This is a genomic window from Propionimicrobium lymphophilum DSM 4903, assembly GCF_000423485.1.
Classification (GTDB): domain Bacteria; phylum Actinomycetota; class Actinomycetes; order Propionibacteriales; family Propionibacteriaceae; genus Propionimicrobium; species Propionimicrobium lymphophilum.
On record NZ_KE384026.1, the window covers coordinates 247,603 to 267,344 of the forward strand.

Annotated in this window: 19 protein-coding genes; all 19 read left to right on the forward strand. The window is 52.1% G+C overall.

The window, feature by feature from the left end; translation table 11 throughout:
- Positions 1-9 precede the first annotated feature (9 nt).
- The 19 genes from aroC (at position 10) to G556_RS0108720 (ending at position 19,712) form a co-directional block, all read left to right on the forward strand.
- Positions 10-1,212 carry a chorismate synthase gene (gene aroC / locus G556_RS0108630; RefSeq protein WP_028822487.1) on the forward strand — a complete coding sequence of 401 codons (1,203 nt, stop codon included), beginning with the start codon at positions 10-12 and terminating at the stop codon, positions 1,210-1,212.
- Positions 1,202-1,711 (forward strand): shikimate kinase, encoded by a 510-nt coding sequence (locus G556_RS0108635; RefSeq protein ID WP_016455964.1) that lies wholly within the window; start codon positions 1,202-1,204, stop codon positions 1,709-1,711. Before aroC ends, G556_RS0108635 begins: the two co-directional genes overlap by 11 nt.
- 1 nt (position 1,712) lies before the next feature.
- Positions 1,713-2,783 carry a 3-dehydroquinate synthase gene (gene aroB / locus G556_RS0108640; protein ID WP_028822488.1) on the forward strand — a complete coding sequence of 357 codons (1,071 nt, stop codon included), beginning with the start codon at positions 1,713-1,715 and terminating at the stop codon, positions 2,781-2,783.
- Position 2,784: 1 nt separating this feature from the next.
- Positions 2,785-3,456, forward strand: coding sequence for an FMN-binding negative transcriptional regulator (locus G556_RS10770; RefSeq protein ID WP_051176814.1), 672 nt, complete (start codon positions 2,785-2,787; stop codon positions 3,454-3,456).
- 204 nt (positions 3,457-3,660) lie between these two features.
- Positions 3,661-4,221, forward strand: coding sequence for an elongation factor P (gene efp, locus G556_RS0108650; RefSeq protein WP_016455967.1), 561 nt, complete (start codon positions 3,661-3,663; stop codon positions 4,219-4,221).
- Positions 4,221-4,685 carry a transcription antitermination factor NusB gene (gene nusB, locus G556_RS10775; RefSeq protein ID WP_016455968.1) on the forward strand — a complete coding sequence of 155 codons (465 nt, stop codon included), beginning with the start codon at positions 4,221-4,223 and terminating at the stop codon, positions 4,683-4,685. The genes efp and nusB overlap by 1 nt, the downstream gene beginning before the upstream one ends.
- A 23-nt stretch (positions 4,686-4,708) precedes the next feature.
- Positions 4,709-5,833 carry a glutamine-hydrolyzing carbamoyl-phosphate synthase small subunit gene (gene carA / locus G556_RS0108660; protein WP_028822489.1) on the forward strand — a complete coding sequence of 375 codons (1,125 nt, stop codon included), beginning with the start codon at positions 4,709-4,711 and terminating at the stop codon, positions 5,831-5,833.
- Entirely contained in the window at positions 5,826-9,155 is a 3,330-nt protein-coding gene (carB, locus tag G556_RS0108665) for a carbamoyl-phosphate synthase large subunit (protein ID WP_028822490.1), read from the forward strand. The genes carA and carB overlap by 8 nt, the downstream gene beginning before the upstream one ends.
- Before the next feature lie 8 nt (positions 9,156-9,163).
- Positions 9,164-10,243: a quinone-dependent dihydroorotate dehydrogenase gene (locus G556_RS0108670; RefSeq protein ID WP_028822491.1), complete on the forward strand. Its 1,080-nt coding sequence runs from the start codon at positions 9,164-9,166 to the stop codon at positions 10,241-10,243.
- An 8-nt stretch (positions 10,244-10,251) separates the two neighbouring features.
- The gene (gene pyrF, locus G556_RS0108675) at positions 10,252-11,049 is read left to right on the forward strand and encodes an orotidine-5'-phosphate decarboxylase (protein ID WP_016455972.1); all 798 of its coding nucleotides are present in this window, start codon (positions 10,252-10,254) and stop codon (positions 11,047-11,049) included.
- A gap of 33 nt (positions 11,050-11,082) precedes the next feature.
- A complete protein-coding gene (locus G556_RS0108680) occupies positions 11,083-12,285 on the forward strand; it encodes an amino acid aminotransferase (protein ID WP_024110860.1) in 1,203 nt (400 codons plus the stop codon).
- 106 nt (positions 12,286-12,391) lie between these two features.
- Complete coding sequence (mihF, locus tag G556_RS11735; RefSeq protein ID WP_028822492.1) at positions 12,392-12,703, forward strand: integration host factor, actinobacterial type; 312 nt, start codon at positions 12,392-12,394, stop codon at positions 12,701-12,703.
- Between the two features lie 51 nt (positions 12,704-12,754).
- Entirely contained in the window at positions 12,755-13,321 is a 567-nt protein-coding gene (gmk, locus tag G556_RS0108690; RefSeq protein WP_016455975.1) for a guanylate kinase, read from the forward strand.
- A gap of 27 nt (positions 13,322-13,348) precedes the next feature.
- Entirely contained in the window at positions 13,349-13,687 is a 339-nt protein-coding gene (gene rpoZ / locus G556_RS0108695) for a DNA-directed RNA polymerase subunit omega (RefSeq protein ID WP_028822493.1), read from the forward strand.
- Positions 13,688-13,705: 18 nt separating this feature from the next.
- A complete protein-coding gene (coaBC, locus tag G556_RS10780) occupies positions 13,706-14,923 on the forward strand; it encodes a bifunctional phosphopantothenoylcysteine decarboxylase/phosphopantothenate--cysteine ligase CoaBC (RefSeq protein WP_036916258.1) in 1,218 nt (405 codons plus the stop codon).
- Positions 14,924-14,932: 9 nt separating this feature from the next.
- A complete protein-coding gene (metK, locus tag G556_RS0108705; protein WP_028822494.1) occupies positions 14,933-16,120 on the forward strand; it encodes a methionine adenosyltransferase in 1,188 nt (395 codons plus the stop codon).
- On the forward strand, positions 16,121-18,082 hold the full coding sequence (locus tag G556_RS0108710) for a primosomal protein N' (protein ID WP_028822495.1): 1,962 nt from the start codon (positions 16,121-16,123) through the stop codon (positions 18,080-18,082).
- A gap of 83 nt (positions 18,083-18,165) precedes the next feature.
- Entirely contained in the window at positions 18,166-19,434 is a 1,269-nt protein-coding gene (locus G556_RS0108715; RefSeq protein WP_028822496.1) for an inorganic phosphate transporter, read from the forward strand.
- Positions 19,431-19,712, forward strand: a complete 282-nt coding sequence (locus tag G556_RS0108720; protein WP_016455981.1) for a hypothetical protein — start codon at positions 19,431-19,433, stop codon at positions 19,710-19,712. The genes G556_RS0108715 and G556_RS0108720 overlap by 4 nt, the downstream gene beginning before the upstream one ends.
- The last annotated feature ends 30 nt before the right edge of the window (positions 19,713-19,742 follow it).

The window sequence follows — 19,742 nt, forward strand, 5'->3', positions numbered from 1 at the left end:
ATGGAACCCATGTTCCGTTACATAACCGCTGGTGAGTCTCATGGTAAAGCGCTTGTCGCGACGATAGAGGGGATCCCAGCCCACGTAAAAGTTACTTCGGAAGACATCTCTGACGCGTTAGCCAGACGACGTCTGGGCGCCGGTCGTGGAGCTCGCATGAAGTTTGAGGCGGACGAGGTAACGATTCTCGCCGGTGTGCGTCACGGAAAAACCATCGGTACTCCGATCTCGATCATGATCAGTAACACTGAATGGCCTAAATGGCAGCAGGTTATGGCTCCGGATCCTGTAGACGAAGAGGCTCTTTCTAAACTTGCTCGAAACGCCCCGCTGACTAAGCCTCGTCCAGGCCACGCCGATTTAGCCGGAATGCAAAAGTACGATTTTTCTGAGGCGCGTCCAGTACTGGAACGTGCTAGTGCACGAGAAACTGCGGCGAAGGTAGCAATCGGAAGAGTTGCGCAAAATTTTTTGGCTCAGGCTTTCGGCATCACCGTGCTCAGCCACGTCGTAGGGTTGGGCGGCGTAGAAGCTAACTACGACAGGTTTCCGAGAATGGCTGACCTGCCCCAAATCGATGCCGATCCGGTAAGGTCCTTCGACCCGCACGCCAGCAAGAAGATGCAGGAAAAAATCGAAGAGTGCCATAAGGCGGGAGACACCTTAGGCGGGGTGATAGAGGTACTGGCATGGGGTCTTCCACCGGGTCTTGGCAGCTATTCGCAAGCAGACAGAAAATTGGATGCTAAACTCGCCGGCGCTCTAATGGGAATTCAAGCGATCAAGGCGGTGGAGATCGGGGACGGTTTTGATCTGGCCCGGGTGCCTGGTAGCCAAGCGCATGACGAGATCCTGCGAGATGCTAACGGAGCAATAATTCGCCGCACCCAGCATTCTGGTGGAACTGAAGGTGGCATGAGTAACGGTGAGGTGCTGCGGGTTCGTGCAGCTATGAAGCCAATCGCCACTGTCCCGCGCGCATTAACCACGATCGATGTCGCCACGGGTGAGGAGGCCAAGGCCCATCACCAGCGTTCGGACGTCTGTGCAGTTCCAGCAGCTGGTGTAGTCTCTGAAGCCGCAGTCGCCCTAGTCATCGCTGAGTTGGCGATAGAAAAGTTCGGTGGAGATAGTCTCGTGGAGACCAAGCGCAATTTCCACTCCTACCTTCGCCAAATAGCAGATCGTAAACTTTCGATCCATGAGTTCTAGGTTCCCGATTATTCTCGTTGGTCTTCCTGGAGCTGGGAAGACCACGGTAGGGCGTCTGCTAGCGAAGCGGTTGAACGTTGATTTTCTTGATATCGATGAGAAAATCGAGCAAGACACGGGCAAGACGATCTCGAAGATTTTTGCTGAAAACGGCGAGAAGCATTTCAGAGATCTGGAGGTCGATACGATCTGTGCACTTTTGAATAGCAAGTCCGTCCTTTCACCTGGAGGTGGAGCAGTAACCAATCCCGCTATTCGAAAAATATTTAAGAACTACCCGGTTGTTTGGTTGAAAGTCTCCTCAACCTGTGCGGCAGGCCGTGTCGGTATTGCAGATTCAAGGCCCCTGCTTACAGGAGATCCGTTGGCTAAATTGGAAAAGCTTTATGCAGAAAGGCGCCCTTTTTACGAAGAGGTGTCGAGGTGGCAGGTCTCTACCGATGGTTTGGCCGCCGAAGAAGTCGTAGACGAAATCATTCGAAATTTCGAGGAAGCGTGAAATGATCCAGGTCGCTGCCGATAATCCGTATCAAGTGCATGTCAGTCATGGTGCCCGCCGCCAAGTAGCGAATTACCTGGGTGATGCGAATCGTGTTGCCATATTTCATACTGCTTCTGTAGAGAATTATGCCCTGGAGGTCGCCAAGAGCCTAGACGTCGATACCTACTCGATCGAAGTCAATGACGGCGAACATGCCAAGAATGTGAAGACTCTGGATCAATGTTGGCAAACGCTGGCTTCGCATGGGCTCACCAGGAACGATGTCGTCATCGGCGTCGGAGGTGGAGCCCTTACCGACCTGGCAGGGTTCGTGGCCGCAACGTATCTCAGGGGAGTCGGTTACATCAGCGTCCCAACCACAGTACTTAGTATGGTTGACGCCGCAATTGGAGGAAAAACTGGCATTGATTTACCTCAGGGGAAGAACCTCGTAGGTGCTTTCTATGAGCCGAGGACGGTCGTTGCCGATTTAGATTTCCTCGCTTCTCTTCCTGGCCGAGAGGTAACTTCGGGGCTCGCCGAAGTGGTTAAAGCCGGGTTCGTGAGGGATTCGAAAATACTCGATCTGATCGAAGAAGATCCGCAGGACGCCAAAAAAGTCGGGTCTGATCGACTGAAAGAACTAATCACACGAGGAATCTCCTTCAAAGCAGAGGTGGTGAGCGCTGATTTGCGCGAGAGAACCTCGTCGAAGGGCAATATTGGCAGAGAACTGCTCAACTATGGTCACACGATGGGCCATGCGATTGAGCGTTTCGAGAATTTCAAGATGCGCCACGGCGAAGCAGTGGCACTCGGCATGGTGTTCGCAGCTGAACTTTCTCATAGAATTGCCGGATTGTCAGCTGAAGACCTGAAAATTCACCGAGAGTTGATTGGTGCATTGGGGCTAAAGACTGCGTATTCGGCTGCGCCTTACGACGAATTAAGGCTGCTGATGAGTCTGGACAAGAAGTCTAGGGGTAAGACCTTGCGCTTCATTGGTTTGGAGTCGCTAGGAACTCCGACTCTGATAGAAAATCCTGATGAGGAAATCCTCAGGCAATGCTACGAGTCTTTGCGAGGCTAAAATGTACGTCCCAGCTCATTTTAAGATGTCAGCCGACAAGGCTCGTGAGTTCGTCAACTCCCGATTAGCCGGAGACCTCGTGACGGCTGGCCCAGACGGTCTCGAAGCAACCTTTTTACCCTTCAGCGTTACGTGGCACGAAGAGTCATGCACGCTCAAAGCCCATTTATCTAAGGTGAACAAGCAGTGGAGCCATGAAGGGCAGGCGCTGGTTATTTTCAACGGTCCTGATCTATACATACCGCCCAGGTGGACTCCTCAATCTGGCTCTGAGCAGGATCTTCTCCGACGACCGCAGGTAGTGCCGACCTGGAATTACATCACCGTTCATATGCGTGGGGAACTGCTTGCGCACGAAGACCCAGAATGGATCAAACAGTCGCTTTTCGAGCTCTCCCAACAGCATGACCCTTCATGGGATTTCTCATCCATTAGCTCGCATAAACTGGCCAAAATGACTCGAGCGCTAGTTGGTGTTGAAATACGCGTTTCAGAGGTAATTGGAAAAGCCAAGATGAGCCAAAACAGATCTGCCTCCGACATCTTGAACCTTGCCGACGCTATTGCCCAAGCCGGGCACGGTGAAGAAACCCAGAGATATTTACGAGAGGTCAGCTTGCCACACGCAAAGGCAAGAGAGCAGGCCGTTTTGGACGCGAAGGATAAACGCTGAGTGCGATACCTGCGTTCATCTGACGAGCAAAGCGCGGTTGGCTACCTAGATTGGTAAATTAAAGGAGCTAGTCAACTAGAATTCTCAGCAGCTGTATATAACGCTTAAAATCAAGCGATTGGTTGTAGCTAACGCCAATCGCTAGAATACAGGGTTGGGTTCAAGCGCCCGGGTAAATAAATAATTGATCTGAAAGGCATCCAAGTGGCCACGACTAATGACATCAAAAACGGCACTATCCTCGACCTCGATGGCGAGCTTTGGCAGGTGCTTTGGTTCCAGCACCACAAGCCCGGCAAGGGTAACACGGTTGTACGTACCAAGATCCGTAACGTTGTTAATGGCAAGGTGGTAGATCGAACCTTCCCCGCAGATACCAAGATTGATATGGCTTACGTGGACCGTCAGGACATGCAGTACCTGTACGAGGATGCCACCGGATTCGTGTTTATGGATACCGATACTTACGAACAGTTGATCGTTCCCGAGGCCCTGGTCGGAGACGCCAAGGACTTTTTGCTTGACGGAATGATGGTCAACGTCGCTACCAACGAGGGCAACCCACTGTACATTGAACTTCCCGCCAACGTCGAAATGGAAGTTACCTACACTGAGCCTGGCCTGCAGGGTGATCGTTCTACCGGTGGCACTAAGCCTGCTACTTTGCAGACCGGCCGTGAAATTCAGGTTCCGCTGTTCATCACAACTGGTGAGCGCATCAAGGTGAACACCTCCACCGGCGAGTACCAGGGCCGCGTTAACTAATGTCTGAAATCCCGCCCGTGCCTGGTGCGGTCAAAATCTCTTCGGAGGACATGGCTGAGCGCCATCACAGTGCCCGCACCAAGGCTCGTAAAGCCGCGTTAGACATTTTTTATCAGTCTGAGCTTCGCCAGACTGATCCTCTAGAGGTGCTAGTCGACGAGTCATGCCGCGTGCCTGAGCGCATGAGACCGTTCACGAAAGAGATCGTGCACGGCGTCATGGATAATCTCGATGCTATTCACGATCGAATCGACGAATGCGTTTCTGGCGATTGGACGCTGGAACGGATGCCGGCTATCGATCGTTGCCTAGCGAGAATCGCCATTTGGGAAATAGACCACACAGAGACGCCCGACAAGATAGTTATCAGCGAAGCCGTAGAGCTCGCCGATGAATTTTCCACAGATAATTCAGTCAAATTCCTAAACGGACTATTGGCGAAGGCCGTTAGAACCAAGCGTTAAGGCTTGAGGGAAAGGACCCAGCGATGAATTTTAATCGTCAACCAGCAATTTTGGTTTTAGAAGACGGGCGGGTCTTTCACGGCCGACGTTTTGGTGCGACAGGCGAAACCTACGGCGAGGGAGTTTTTTCGACTGGGATGTCTGGCTACCAAGAGACACTGACCGACCCGAGCTATTTCCGTCAAATTGTCGTGGCTACCGCGCCGCACATTGGTAATACCGGATGGAATGATCAGGATGACGAATCCAACCGTATCTGGGTTGCCGGTTATGTGGTCAGGGACCCAGCTCGAGTGGTTAGCAACTGGCGTGCCAATAGAAGCCTGGAAGATGAGCTCATTAACCAGGGAATTGTCGGCATCTGCGATCTGGACACTCGCGCACTCACGATCCACCTGCGTGAATCTGGAGCAATGAGAATGGCTATTAGCTCGGAGGACACCGACGAGAAAAAGCTACTTGAAAAAGTCCGACACCAGCCACGAATGGCTGGGGCCAACCTGGTTCAGGAAGTAACAGCAAGCCTGCCATACGTAGTTCCGGCGATGGGTGAAAAGAAGTTTGTTGTCGCTGCTTTAGACCTAGGAATTAAGGCAAACACTCCGCGCGAGATGGCCAAGAGGGGGATCGAAACGCATATTTTCCCTGCTGGAACGGAGTGGGAAGAGATCTTCAAAGTTAACCCGGATGGGTTCTTTATCTCGAATGGGCCAGGGGATCCTGCTACGGCCGACCAAGAAGTAGAGCTCACCAAGAGGGTACTAGAAGAGGGCTTGCCGCTATTCGGCATTTGCTTCGGAAACCAGATTCTTGGCCGAGCGCTTGGATTCGATACCTACAAACTTAAATATGGACACCGCGGAATCAACCAGCCGGTTCTCGAGCGTGAGACCGGTCGAATTGATATCACCGCACACAACCATGGCTTCGCGTTGGATGTCCCTCTCGATAAAACAACCAAGACAGAGTTTGGCGAGGTCAAAGTCAGCCACATCTGCTTGAACGATGACGTGGTCGAGGGATTGGAGCTACACAAGGATGGAAAGCTTCGAGCTTTCTCCGTTCAATATCATCCAGAAGCAGCGGCTGGTCCGCACGACGCAGAGCACCTGTTCGATCGATTTGTGAGGTTAATGCAGAATGCCTAAACGCACAGACATTAAATCAATTCTTGTTATCGGTTCGGGCCCGATCGTGATCGGACAGGCAGCTGAATTCGATTACTCAGGCACTCAAGCCTGCCGCGTGCTCAGGGAAGAGGGATACCGGGTAATCCTCGTTAACTCCAACCCTGCAACGATTATGACCGACCCGGAGCTAGCGGACGCGACTTATGTCGAGCCGATCACACCGGAAGCGGTTACCAAAGTAATCGAGAAGGAACGTCCCGATGCGCTGTTGGCTACGCTTGGGGGCCAGACAGCGCTTAACACGGCAGTCGAGCTAGATAAACGCGGTGTCTTGGCTGAATACGATGTAGAGCTAATCGGCGCAAACGTTGAGGCAATCACTCGGGGCGAGAACCGTGAAGCATTCAGGGAGGTTGTGGAGAACCTACCCGAGTTCGAGTTCGGTAAAGCTGAATCGGCTCGAAGTGTTGTCTGCCACACAATGGATGAAATCCGCGACGCGGCAGAGCAGCTAGGTTTCCCCGTCGTTCTGAGGCCTTCTTACACCATGGGTGGCGTAGGTTCAGGTTTCGCGCACAATGCTGAAGAGCTAGAACAGATGGCGAAGATCGGTCTCGATGCGAGCCCCGTCACTGAGGTGTTGGTTGAGGAATCGATTCAGGGTTGGAAAGAATTCGAGCTTGAATTGATGCGCGATAGCGCCGATAACGTGGTTATTATCTGCTCGATTGAGAATTTTGATCCAATGGGCGTGCACACTGGCGACTCGATCACTGTTGCACCCGCTATGACCTTGACGGATCGCGAGTACCAGTTGATGCGCGACGCGGGCATCGCGATCATTCGCGCGGTCGGTGTAGACACCGGTGGCTGCAACATCCAGTTCGCGATTGACCCCAAGACCGGTCGAATGATCGTCATCGAGATGAACCCTCGAGTGTCCAGGTCATCGGCTTTGGCATCTAAGGCGACCGGGTTCCCGATCGCTAAGATCGCGGCGAAGGTTGCGGTTGGCTATACGCTGAACGAGATCACTAACGATATAACCCAGCAAACCCCAGCAAGCTTCGAGCCGACTCTCGACTATGTGGTTGTAAAGGTTCCTCGTTTCGCCTTCGAGAAATTCCCGAGCGCAGACGATACCTTGACGACACATATGAAGTCGGTCGGTGAGGCCATGGCTATTGGCCGAAACTTCACGGAGGCATTGGGTAAGGCATTGAGGTCGCTAGAGGATAGCGACGCACCCTTCGACTTCAGCGCGGATCCCGGAAATAAGTCCGAACTGCTTAAGAAGGTATCTCGTCCTTACGATGGCAGGTGCGCCGACCTAGTGCGGGCGCTCCGAGCAGGAGCCAGCGTCGAAGAACTACACGAAGCAACCAAGATCGATTCCTGGTTCTTGGATCAGCTCCTTCTTATCGTTGAGGTCGCAGGCCAGGTCAGGCAGGCAAAGGAACTCACCCCCGAACTGCTTCGTGAGGCTAAGCGTCACGGGCTATCTGACGTGCAAATAGCAGAACTAAGAAACATCTCCGAACAAGCTGTTCAGCAGATTCGATGGGGACTTGGCATCCATCCGGTCTACAAGACTGTCGATACATGCGCCGCAGAATTCTCCGCGCGAACCCCGTACCATTACTCAACATTCGACGAGGTCAGCGAGGTTCAGAAGCGAGACCGTCCTGCAGTCATCATCCTCGGCTCTGGGCCTAACCGAATTGGGCAGGGCATCGAGTTCGATTACTCATGTGTGCACGCAGCTATGGCGATCTCTGCCGCTGGCTATGAATCGATCATGGTCAACTGCAACCCCGAGACCGTATCCACCGACTACGACACCTCCGATCGTCTCTACTTCGAGCCTCTGACGCTTGAAGACGTCCTGGAGATCTACTATGCCGAGCAGCAGGCAGGACCGATTGCCGGCGTCATCGTCCAGCTCGGTGGACAGACACCACTCAAGCTGGCTAAGGATCTTGCCGAAGCAGGCTTGCCGATCATCGGTACCAGCCCTGAGGCTATCGATCTTGCAGAAGAGCGCGGAGCTTTCGGTGAAGTCCTCGCGAACGCGGGTTTGCACAGCCCTAAGCATGGCATGGCTCACAGCTTCGAGGACGCCAAGGAGATCGCAAACGAGATTGGCTATCCGGTTCTTGTTCGTCCTAGCTATGTATTGGGCGGGCGCGGCATGGAGATCGTCTACAACGATGAAGCGCTGAAGTACTACATCGAAAATTCTGCTCAGATCAGCCCCGACCTGCCAGTTCTAGTGGACAGGTTCCTGGATGACGCGATCGAAATCGATGTCGACGCACTTTATGACGGCAAAGAACTTTATCTCGGTGGCGTGATGGAACACATCGAGGAGGCAGGTGTCCACTCCGGCGATTCCTCTTGTACTTTGCCCGCCGCTACGCTTGGGCGTTCGGTGATCGAAGAGATTCGTCACGCTACTGAAGAGATCGCCAAGGGCGTAGGCGTTAGGGGACTGGTCAACATTCAGTACGCCTTGGTATCCGACATGCTTTATGTGATTGAAGCTAACCCTCGTGCCTCACGTACTGTCCCATTTGTTTCTAAGGCGACTAATACTCAGCTGGCTAAAGCCGCAACGTTGATTATGCTCGGTAAGTCCATCGCCGATCTTCGCAAGGAAGGCTGGCTGAGGCCAGAACACGACGGCGCGTTTACCTGGCGTGGAATGCCGATTTCGGTTAAAGAAGCAGTTCTGCCCTTTAGCCGTTTCCAGACGCCTGAGGGGAGAACTGTAGATAGTATCCTCGGCCCTGAGATGCGTTCCACCGGCGAGGTCATGGGCCTCGATACCTCCTATGGAGTCGCCTACGCCAAATCACAGTCGGCCATTTACGGCTCCATGCCAACAAGCGGTAAGGTCTTCGTCTCGGTAGCTAACCGAGATAAGAGGAACATCATTTTCCCGGTCAAAATACTCGCTGACATGGGCTTCGAGGTGCTGGCAACAGAAGGCACCGCATCGATGCTCGACTTGCACGGAATATCTGTCACTCAGGTGCGCAAACACTCTCAGGGCATCGGACCTAACGGCGAACCAACCATCACCGATCTCATCAAAGACGGCGAAATCGCTCTCATCTTCAATACGCCAACCGGCGAAACTAGCGGCGGCTCTCCACGAGCTGATGGTTATTTGATTCGTACTGCCGCAATCTTGGCTCAGGTTCCGATTATCACCACTGTCCAGGGATTGGAAGCAGCAGTTCAAGGAATTGTCGCCGAAAAGGCGGGCAACATCTCAGTCTGCTCTTTGCAAGATTGGGCTAAGAAATCCGGCTCGGCCTGGAAGATCAATAGCTAGGAGTTTCAATGTTTGATGAGCTACGTGCCAGGTTCCTGCTGAACGGATACAAGCACGTTTTGCGCGGAATTCTCTTCAACTCCTACAAAGGAAACCCAGAGGTAATCCACGAGCAGATGATTAGGGCCCTTGGCGATCTGCCAGAAGGGGTTTTAGATCTTTGCGCGCAGGTCATCGGGCCTAGGCGTAATCCCGTCATAGTAGCGGGCGTTGAGTTTCCAGGCAGGGTAGGCGTTGCTGCTGGCTTGGACAAGGATGCTCGCGCGGTTAGTGCTTGGGCGAAACTAGGTTTCGGTTTCGCCGAGTTGGGAACGGTAACGCCTCGCCCGCAGCCTGGAAATAATAAACCAAGGTTGTTCCGGTTGATTCCATCCGAGGGAATTATCAATCGGATGGGTTTCAATAACCGAGGCGCCGAGGCAATGGCACGTAGGCTTTCTGCTGCGGGAATCAGACGAGGTAACCAAAAAGTCGGTCTGCCTCTAGGCATCTCTATCGGAAAAAACAAGGTAACTCCGCTAGAAGAAGCTACCGACGACTACCTAACCGCTCTGTCCATTCTTGCAGATTACGCCGACTACGTAGCTATTAACGTATCCAGCCCGAACACTCCTGGACTGCGAAATCTTCAAGACGACAAATCTCTTGGCAAGCTGATTTCCGCCCTGGTTGAACAGGCCGAGAGTCTAAATCAAGACGACCCGCTTCCGATCTTCGTGAAGTTGGCTCCTGATCTGAGCGATAATCAACTGGCTTCGATAATCAGCATTTGTGAAGAGGCCGGAGCCTCAGGAATCATCGCCACCAATACGACGATTACTCGCGGTGATCTGAACCAGCACGATGTCCATTTAGCCAACCAAGCCGGGGGTCTTTCTGGAGCTCCGCTGACTAAGATTTCGTTGCAAATGGTCGAAAAGATCACTAGCAGAACCGAGCTTCCTGTCATGGGTGTTGGCGGCATCATGACTCCGAAAGATGCGCAATCAATGTTTAACGTGGGCGCTCAACTTGTTCAGATCTACACAGGCTTCATTTTCAACGGGCCTGCCCTAGTATCCGGAATTAATACGCTAACCCAGCCGTAGGAGTTATCTTGGCACCTTATATCGACCGACTAGAGAAAATTTGTCGAGAGCGTGCACATCTTTGCGTCGGACTCGACCCGCATAAAAATCTCGTTGAAAAGTGGGGCCTTGATTACGACGTTAAGGGTGCCGAAAAGATGGCCCGCGACACCGTAGCTGCTCTTTCCGAGACTGTCGGTGTTTTCAAGCCGCAGTCAGCGTTTTTCGAATGCTTTGGCCCTGAGGGGACTATGGCACTCAAACGGGTGCTAGAGGACATTAGGCAAGCTGGTGCGTTGAGCATTCTCGATGTGAAACGAGGAGACATCGGGTCAACCATGGCTGCCTATGCAAACGCCTATCTTTCAGCAGATGCTCCGCTTGCCGCAGACGCGATTACTCTTAGCCCATACTGTGGCTTCGAGGCACTACGTCCGGCTCTGGACTTAGCAAAAGAAAATGATCGCGGAGTCTACGTTCTATGTCGCACTTCTAACCCCGAGGGCGAGAGATTGCAGCGCGCGCAGGTGGAGGCAGGAGCTACCGTTTCTGACGATATCGCTGCCGCAGCTCACGCTGAAAACATTGCAGCGGGCACTAACTACGTCGGCCTAGTAATTGGGGCAACGAAGGATAGCAACGTTTCTCTGGGCGATTTCGCTGGCTCCATTCTTGCCCCGGGCATCGGAGCACAGGGTGGAAAGATCTCTGAACTAGACCGGCTGTTTGGGAAAGCAGTAAATAAGGTTTTGCCTAGTTCTTCGCGCGGGATTCTCTCCGCCGGCCCCGATGCGGACAAGCTCCGAGCTGCAGTATTAGAAGCCTGAAACAACAATTAATAAACCAGGAAGATTTCAAACATGTCAATGTTCACTAGCGTGGAACAAGCACCGGTAGACGCCATTCTGGGCTTAAACGAAGCATTCAGGAATGACGACAATCCGAACAAGGTTAACCTTGGTGTGGGCGTGTACCACGACGAAGAAGGACGACTTCCGCTCTTAGATTGCGTACGCCAAGTCGAACGACAGATGGTTAAGGAGGCTAACCCGCGAAACTATCTGCCGATCACCGGTATCCCCGAATACAACGAAAGCGTTAAGCGTTTAGTGTTCGGTGAGGACTCGTCCCTGATCAGCGACGGTCGTGTTGTTACCGTACAGGGGCTTGGCGGAACTGGAGCCATCAAGATCGGAGCAGATTTTTTGCACCGTCTTACCCCAAGGGTAAAGGTTCTTATCTCTTCGCCGACTTGGCCGAACCACAGGGGAATATTCTCGCGTGCCGGCTTCCAGGTCGAAACCTATAGGTACTACGACGAAATTAACCGGCAGGTTGATTTCGCGGGCATGTGCGCCGATCTGAAGGCCGCAGCAAGCGGAACCATCGTTGTCTTGCACGCGTGCTGCCACAATCCGACTGGATACGATTTAACGCACGCTCAGTGGGACAAGATTGCTTCGATTATCTCAGAACGTCATTTAGTCCCATTCGTAGATATGGCATACCAGGGATTCGCCGATGGCACGGAAGAGGATGCTTATGTGCCTCGCACATTCGCAGCCAAGCTGCCCAATGTCTTCATCGCTAACTCGTTCAGCAAGTCCTTTTCTCTATACGGAGAACGAGTTGGCGCCTTGTCGATAATCTGCGACGACTCTGAGCAGGCCAAGAAGGTTGAATCTCAGGTAAAGATCGTGATCAGGACGAACTTTTCAAATCCTCCGACGCACGGCGCCATGATGGTCAGCAGAGTACTGGGCGATCATGATCTTTACGATAGCTGGCAGATTGAGCTAGGTCAGATGCGTGACAGGATCAAACAGATGAGGACTGCCTTACTTAGAGGACTTGAAAACGCAGGTGTGGAACAAAACATGGACCACATAGTAAGACAGGCCGGTATGTTTAGCTTCCTAGGTCTGACTAGGGAACAGATGCAATTGCTAAGAAAGAAATTCGGTATTTACGGCACAGATACAAGCAGAATTTGTGTTGCGAGCCTAAACACATCGAATATCGACTATGTTTCAAAATCAATTGCTTCGATACTCAAAAAATAGGAGTTCCGACCGAATTGAGATTACAGTTAGTGCCTAGGGGATAGTTGATAATCTCGTCAATTGTCCAAGAGGTTTGGCTTTAATCTTGTTCAATGGAGAGGATAAAGTGGCCGTTCCGAACTTAACTGATGAGCAGTTGCAAGCTGCACGCGCTGCTGCGACGAGAGCGCGTAGGGCTAGAGCGGAGCTCAAGAGGAAGCTCCGCGATGGTGAAATTAACCTGAGCGAGGCTCTCGGAGTATGCAAAAATGATGACAGCCTAGCGCACATTAGAGTAATCGATTTGCTTAAATCTTTACCGCGCGTTGGCCCAGTTACTGCCGCTAAAGCAATGGATCGACATGCAATTGCGGAAAATCGAAGGGTCAGAGGTTTAGGCCCTAACCAGATTGCGAATTTGTCAAAAGAATTCGGATAAAGTGCCTAGTCAGTTCGTGTTTAATTATTTTGACGTGGCGTATTTATAAACATGTCTAAAGTTTTTGTTATTTGCGGTCCTGCTGGTGTCGGTAAAGGAACCGTTGTATCAAATTTAATGGCTAGGTATCCCGATCTCTTTTTATCAATTTCAATGACTACACGGCCTCCTCGTACCGGGGAGACCAACGGGATTCATTACCACTTCGTGGATGATAAAAAATTCGATGAGCTAGTAAATAACGATGGGCTACTTGAGTGGGCTCTCGTCCATAAGAAGTATCGTTATGGAACTCCACGTGGACCTATCGAAAAAGCGGTGGCTGACGGAAACATCGCCCTGTTAGAGATTGATCTGCAGGGTGCTCGCCAAGTTCGTAAGACAATGCCTGACGCGTTCCAAATTTTTTTGGCTCCGCCTAGCTGGGACGAACTTGTGAGCAGACTAGCCGGTAGGGGCACTGAATCTGCAGAGGAACAAGCGAGACGACTCCAGAGCGCGAAGACCGAATTGGCCGCGGCAGATGAATTTGACGCTGTTGTTGTCAATGATGAAATCGACCGTACAGTTGATCAACTGGTAGAGTTAATGGGGCTGCCTACAGCAGCTGATTACTAAACCCTAGATTTCTAAAAGAGGCTTGTGTTGAGCACTGACATTCCTGAAGGCATCACTAATCCGCCGGTTGACGATCTGCTTGAGCGTGTCGACTCTAAGTATCGTCTGGTTCTTTTTGCGGCTAAACGTGCTCGCCAGATCAACGCTTACTACTCTCAGCTAGGCGAAGGTCTTCTCGAAAACGTTGGCCCGCTTGTCGAGACTTATCCGCAGGAAAAACCCCTGTCGATCGGTTTGCGCGAGATTCAAGCTGGTCAGCTCGATTATAAAGAAATTGATCCTCTCGCCGCAGCAGCATCTCAGGACGATTCTGTAAATCCGGAATTCAATTTCGAGGATCCTTTCGGCGATATCGATCCCGCTTAAGCGTTAGAGGTACCCAAAATGCGTGTGGTGCTTGGCGTCACCGGATGTATCGCTGCTTACAAATCAACCGAGATCGTTAGACGGCTCCGTGAGAGGGGCGCTGACGTCACGGTTGTCGCCACAGAGGCGGCTCTAAAATTTGTCGGCGAGACTACCTGGGAAGCTCTATCTGGAAAAGCCGTCTACTCCGGCGTCTTTAAAGACGTACCCGGTGTGGCTCATGTCCGACTCGGCACTAGTGCGGATCTAGTCATCGTTGCACCTGCTACAGCAGATTTCTTGTCGAGGGCTGCAAGCGGTAGGGCGGATGACATGTTGACCTCGATTCTCCTCACTACTCAAGCACCCGTTTTGCTGTGCCCAGCGATGCATACTCAAATGTGGGAGCACCCGGCAACAGTAGAGAACGTAAAAACTCTGCGTTCTAGGGGAGTAGTGGTTAAGGAACCAGCCAGTGGTCGTTTGACCGGTAGGGACTCAGGCGCTGGGCGTTTCCCAGATCCTAATGAGATCGTCGAGGCGGCCGCTTTTTTTCTTGAGCATCCGGACGCAGCTCGAAGTGCTGCTGAACAAGATCTCGTGGGGAAGAGGATTTTGGTCAGCGCTGGAGGAACCCAAGAACCGATTGATCCAGTTCGCTACATAGGAAACCGAAGCAGCGGAAAAATGGGCTACGCGATCGCGAAGGCAGCTAGGCTTCGGGGCGCAGAAACAACTCTGGTTTCGGCAAATACGAGTTTGCCTGATCCGGCCGCAACTACTGTGGAGAATGTAGTCACCACCGGCGATATGAACGCAAAAATGCAGTCGCTTATGCCTTCGAATGATATTGCGATCATGGCGGCCGCCCCTGCAGATTTTTCTGTGGTCGAAGCCAGCTCAAAAAAGATTAAAAAAGATGGCGATCAGGGGATCAGCCTCAGCCTCCAGCAGACCGAAGATATCCTTGCTGGATTGGTGGAAGCTAAAGAACCTGAGCAATTGGTCGTTGGTTTTGCTGCTGAGACAGCTTCTAATCATGATGAATTACTAGAGCTGGGTAAGGTGAAACTTCAGCGAAAAGGCGCTGATCTCTTGGTCTTGAACAACGTTTCTGATGGGAATGTGTTCGGCAAGGACTCAAACGAGGTAATAATTATTAATTCTGAAGGTGTGCTCGCAGAAAGTCAGGGCGAAAAAATGTCAGTGGCTTGGGCGATTATAGAAGCTATAAAGAAACACACCGAAAATAGCTAGGAGAACCGGATGCGAACCTTCACTTCGGAATCTGTTACCGAAGGCCATCCTGACAAGGTAGCTGATTCAATTGCTGATGCCGTGTTGGACGGCATGCTCTTAGAAGATGCGAACACTAGGGCAGCTATTGAAGTGATGGTTGCTAATGGAGTGGTTGTTGTCGCTGGGGAAGCCAGCACCGAAGCCTACGTTGACATCGCTCAGCTAGTCAGGGAGCGGTTACTGAAGATTGGCTATGACTCTGCTCTGAAGGGTATAGATGGCGCATCTTGTGGCGTCATGGTTTCGTTGAATAAGCAGTCTCCGGACATCGCCCAGGGCGTTGACGACTCTTGGGAGATCAGAAACGGCCTCGCGGTTGATGATCTCGATCGCCAAGGTGCTGGCGACCAGGGGATGATGTTCGGTTACGCATGCGACGAGACTCCTGAGCTAATGCCGCTGCCAATTATGCTTGCCCATAGACTGGCGTACCGGCTGACTGAAGTTCGTAAGAATGGCGAGCTCGACTATCTTCGTCCCGATGGTAAAACGCAGGTAAGCATGGATTACGTGGACGGCTTCCCCACGAACGTGAACACGGTAGTGGTTTCGACACAGCACTCTCCGGATGTAGATCTTGAAAAAGTTCTAGCTCCAGAGATTGAGCGTTACGTCATTCGCCCAGTTTTGGAAGAAAATGGTTTTGGTGGCAAGGCCCCTCTTCTACTGATTAACCCGACTGGACGTTTCGTTACAGGTGGCCCGGCGGGTGACGCGGGACTTACGGGCAGGAAGATCATCGTCGACACGTACGGCGGAATGGCTCGTCATGGCGGTGGCGCTTTCAGCGGTAAGGACCCCTCTAAGGTAGATCGCTCTGCAGCTTATGCTGCTCGTTGGGTGGCTAAGAATGTTGTTAGTTCCGGTCTTGCTTCAAAGTGCGAAGTCCAGTTGAGCTACGCCATCGGTAAGGCTCGTCCGACCAGCGTCTATGTAGATACTTTTGGCACGAGTTCTGTCCCTGAAGAGCAGATTGCCTCAGCGGTTAACGAGCTTTTTGATCTGCGTCCTGCTGCGATCGTTGAGAATCTCGCAATGAGGTCGCCGATCTACTCTAATTTCACTTGCTACGGTCACTTCGGTGTGAAGCGCCCAGGTATGGCTTGGGAGGAGACCGGCCTAGCTGACAAGCTTGCCAATATGGTTAGAGGCTAAATGAGCATTGCCAGGGTTTTAGTTGACGTTTCGCTGCCTCATTTGGATCGGCTTTTCGACTATTCGGTTCCAAATAAATACGAGGAGTCAGTCAAACCTGGCGTTCGTGTCAGGGTCAGATTTTCGGGCCGCCTTGTCGATGGCTATGTCATTGAGCTCGCCGAGAAGGCGGCGCCTGGAATAAAACCAACTCCGCTAAGCACAATTGTTTCCTCGGAGCAGATCTTAAGCCCCGAACAATATGAGCTAGCTAGGGCAGTAGCAGTTCATTACGGAGGTGTGCTAGCAGACGTAATTCGTCTTGCAGTTGTGCCAAGGCACGCAACGACTGAAAAGGCTGCACAAAGGCAATGGCCGGCACCGAAAACGAACGGGATCCCTTCCGGTGGGCTGTTAGAGATGCCGGCAGGCGCAGAATTTTTGCAGAGACTTCGGGAAGGCAACCGTCTTCGAGCTCACTGGCTGGCCTCGCCGGTTTTTAGGCCAGAAAATGACTGGATCACTGGTTTTATCCAGGCGATTGCCGCGACTCTAGAAACGGGCCGTGGAGTCATAGTTGTCGTTCCCGATGCTAAAGATGTTGAACGGCTCAGGCAGCGTCTGGCCAAAATTGTCGGTACAGGCGCAATCGCGCAGCTTCATTCGAACCTTGGTAAATCTGCTAGGTACCGAAATTATCTTGCTGTTTCTAGGGGACAGGCGAAGATAGTCATAGGCACTCGAGCGTGCGTCTATGCGCCGATGCACGATCTAGGGTTGATATGTCTTTGGGACGATGGCGATGATTTGCTTAGAGAACAAAGAGCGCCGTACCCTCACGCCAGAGATGTCGCTGCGCTTCGAGCTAACTTGGAAAATTGTGCACTGCTTTTTGCCTCGCATGCTCGTACAGCTGAGATGCAGGCGTGGCTGAATCGTGGCTGGCTCATAGGGATAGAACGAGACCCAGGTGCCACTAGAAAAATTTCACCGGCTGTGCGAGCCGCAGTCGATTCTGACATTGCCTTAGAGCGGGACCCTGCTGCTCGAATGGCGAGGATCCCACTGAGAGCGGTGGAGACTATAAGGATCGGTTTGACTAGTGGGCCAGTGCTAGTACAAGTTGCGAGAGCTGGTTACCTGCCTACGCTCATTTGCGATAACTGTCGTCAAATGGTCCGCTGCTTCAAGTGCAATGGTCCGCTTGGTATGAAAGTTTCGCCTAACGCCGGTAGGCAGCTTGTTTGTAGTTGGTGTGCCACGGTGATTCTCGGCTGGAAGTGCCCTAATTGTCATTCCACTAGGCTGAGGGCTCCTGCCGTTGGGTCAGCGCGTACCGCTGAGGAGTTGGGCAGAGCTTTTCCCGGACATCGAATTATTTCTAGCTCTGGCAATCGAATCATCGAAAGCGTGGATGAAAATCCGTCGATAGTTGTTGCTACGCCAGGGGCAGAACCGGTAGCGGAATTTGGTTATTCAGCCGCCGTCCTTCTGGACGGCGACCGAATGCTTTCTAGACCAGATCTACGAGCCGGAGAGGAAACTTTAAGAAGATGGCTCAACGCGGTATCACTAGTCAGGCAGGCAGCAGACGGTGGCACTGTCTGCGTCGTAGGGGAAAACAGCGATAGGACGGTGCAGTCGCTCGTTCAGTTGGACCCCGCGAAGTTTGCAGTTCGCGAATTCCGAGATCGAGTCGAGGCTGGTTTCCCGCCGGCTAAAAAGATGGTTCGTATACAAGGTTCTAACGAAGCGGTCTCTGATTTCGCTAAGCATCTGCCCGTTAGCGGAGAAACCGTAATGCTGGGGCCTGTACCGCTGCAGCAAGAAAAGCTATCTGATGAGCAACTATCTAGTTTGCTAATTAGCGCGCCGCTCACAGCGGCTGGAGAGTTAGTCAAAAATGTCAAAGCCACCGCTGCGGCAAGATCAGCGAAGAAGCAGCCTGCGGTGCGAGTAGAAGTTGATCCTGAAGACCTTTAGCGCTGATGCTTGTCGGGGCTATATTGGCTGAAAAGTATTCACTCGAATGTAACCTTTTATTAATATTTGTATAACATGAAATTGTGCTCACCGATCACGTGCTTCTGCTGCTGGTAATTGTTACCGCTCTAGGCTTCGATTTCACTAATGGCTTCCACGACACAGCCAACGCGATGGCCACCTCGATCGCCACTAAAGCGTTACGGCCAAAGCAGGCAATCACACTTTGCGCGGTTTTAAACTTGATCGGAGCGTTCCTTTCAGTGGAGGTGGCATTGACGGTCACTAACGCTGTAATTAACATTCAAAATCCTGACGGAACACCGCGTGCTGATCTAACCGGAGACAATGGGACCGCGTTGCTGCTGATCCTTTTAGCCGGTTTGGTGGGGGGCGTCGTATGGAATATTTTCACTTGGCTACGAGGCCTACCATCTAGCTCTTCTCACGCTCTGTTCGGCGGTCTAGTTGGAGCCGCTGTAGCAGGTTTAGGATTCGGAGGAGTCAAGTGGCTTGGTGAGAACGGAACCATCGATGGCGTCATTGGCAAGGTCGTTGTCCCGGGTCTTATTTCTCCATTAGTAGCAATTATCATCACCTCAATCAGCGTGAGGTTGGTCTTCAAGGTTGTAGAGGGCGCGGCTAAGCGATACGTGGATGCGGGGTTCAGGTGGGCTCAGATCGGCAGCGCGGCGCTTGTTTCTCTTTCGCACGGCACAAACGACGCCCAAAAGACGATGGGCGTCATCACGCTTGCATTGATCGGTTCGGGAGCCTGGCATCAGACGGACGCCATACCGATTTGGGTAAAGATCCTTTGTGCTCTTGCTATAGCAAGCGGCACCTACGTAGGCGGCTGGCGAATTATTCGCACTCTTGGTAAGGGTTTGGTTGAGATTACCCCTGCTCAAGGATTCTCTGCTGAATGCGCATCTGCTGCCGTAATTTTGGCTTCGAGTCACTGGGGCTTCGCGCTTTCCACGACTCACGTAGCAACTGGTTCAATTTTGGGCTCTGGAGTTGGAAGGCCAGGTGCAAAAGTTAGATGGTCGCTCGCCGCGCGAATGTTTGTCGCATGGGCAACCACCCTTCCGTGCGCCGCACTTATCGGTGCTTTCGCTTGGTACATAGGTTACTTCGTTGGTGCTGTTACGGGCGGCATTCTGATATTTCTGATCATGGTTGGCCTAGCTTTTGGAATGTACAAACTTTCGCACTCAACAAGGGTCGACCCGAGCAACGTAAATGACGAGTGGTCTGATAATCGCAACATTGAGACAAACGATGAAATCGATTTTGCAGATGAAAACGATGTTTTCGCTAAGCGAACCTCGGCAGGTGAACAGAAATGATTGTTGAGTTTCTGATAAACATCGTTCGAGAATTCGCCCTTGTCCTGATAGTTGGCCTGGTCCTTGGTGCCGGCCTACCAGTTCTATATTCGGTTGGTATCCGACTGCTTGCCTGGGGAGCCGGGGCAGAGCGTGGCGACACCCCTGAGCATCCTGGGCCTAAACACAAAGCAGGACGGGTTCTCGCCTACATTATTTTTACTGTGGTAGGTCTGACCGTACTGCTAGGAATTAGCGTCATCGTCCTATCTGGATTTGGCCTCAAACTAGGTTTTTGACCGCTTAGGTAGGGGATCCAATTCACTATT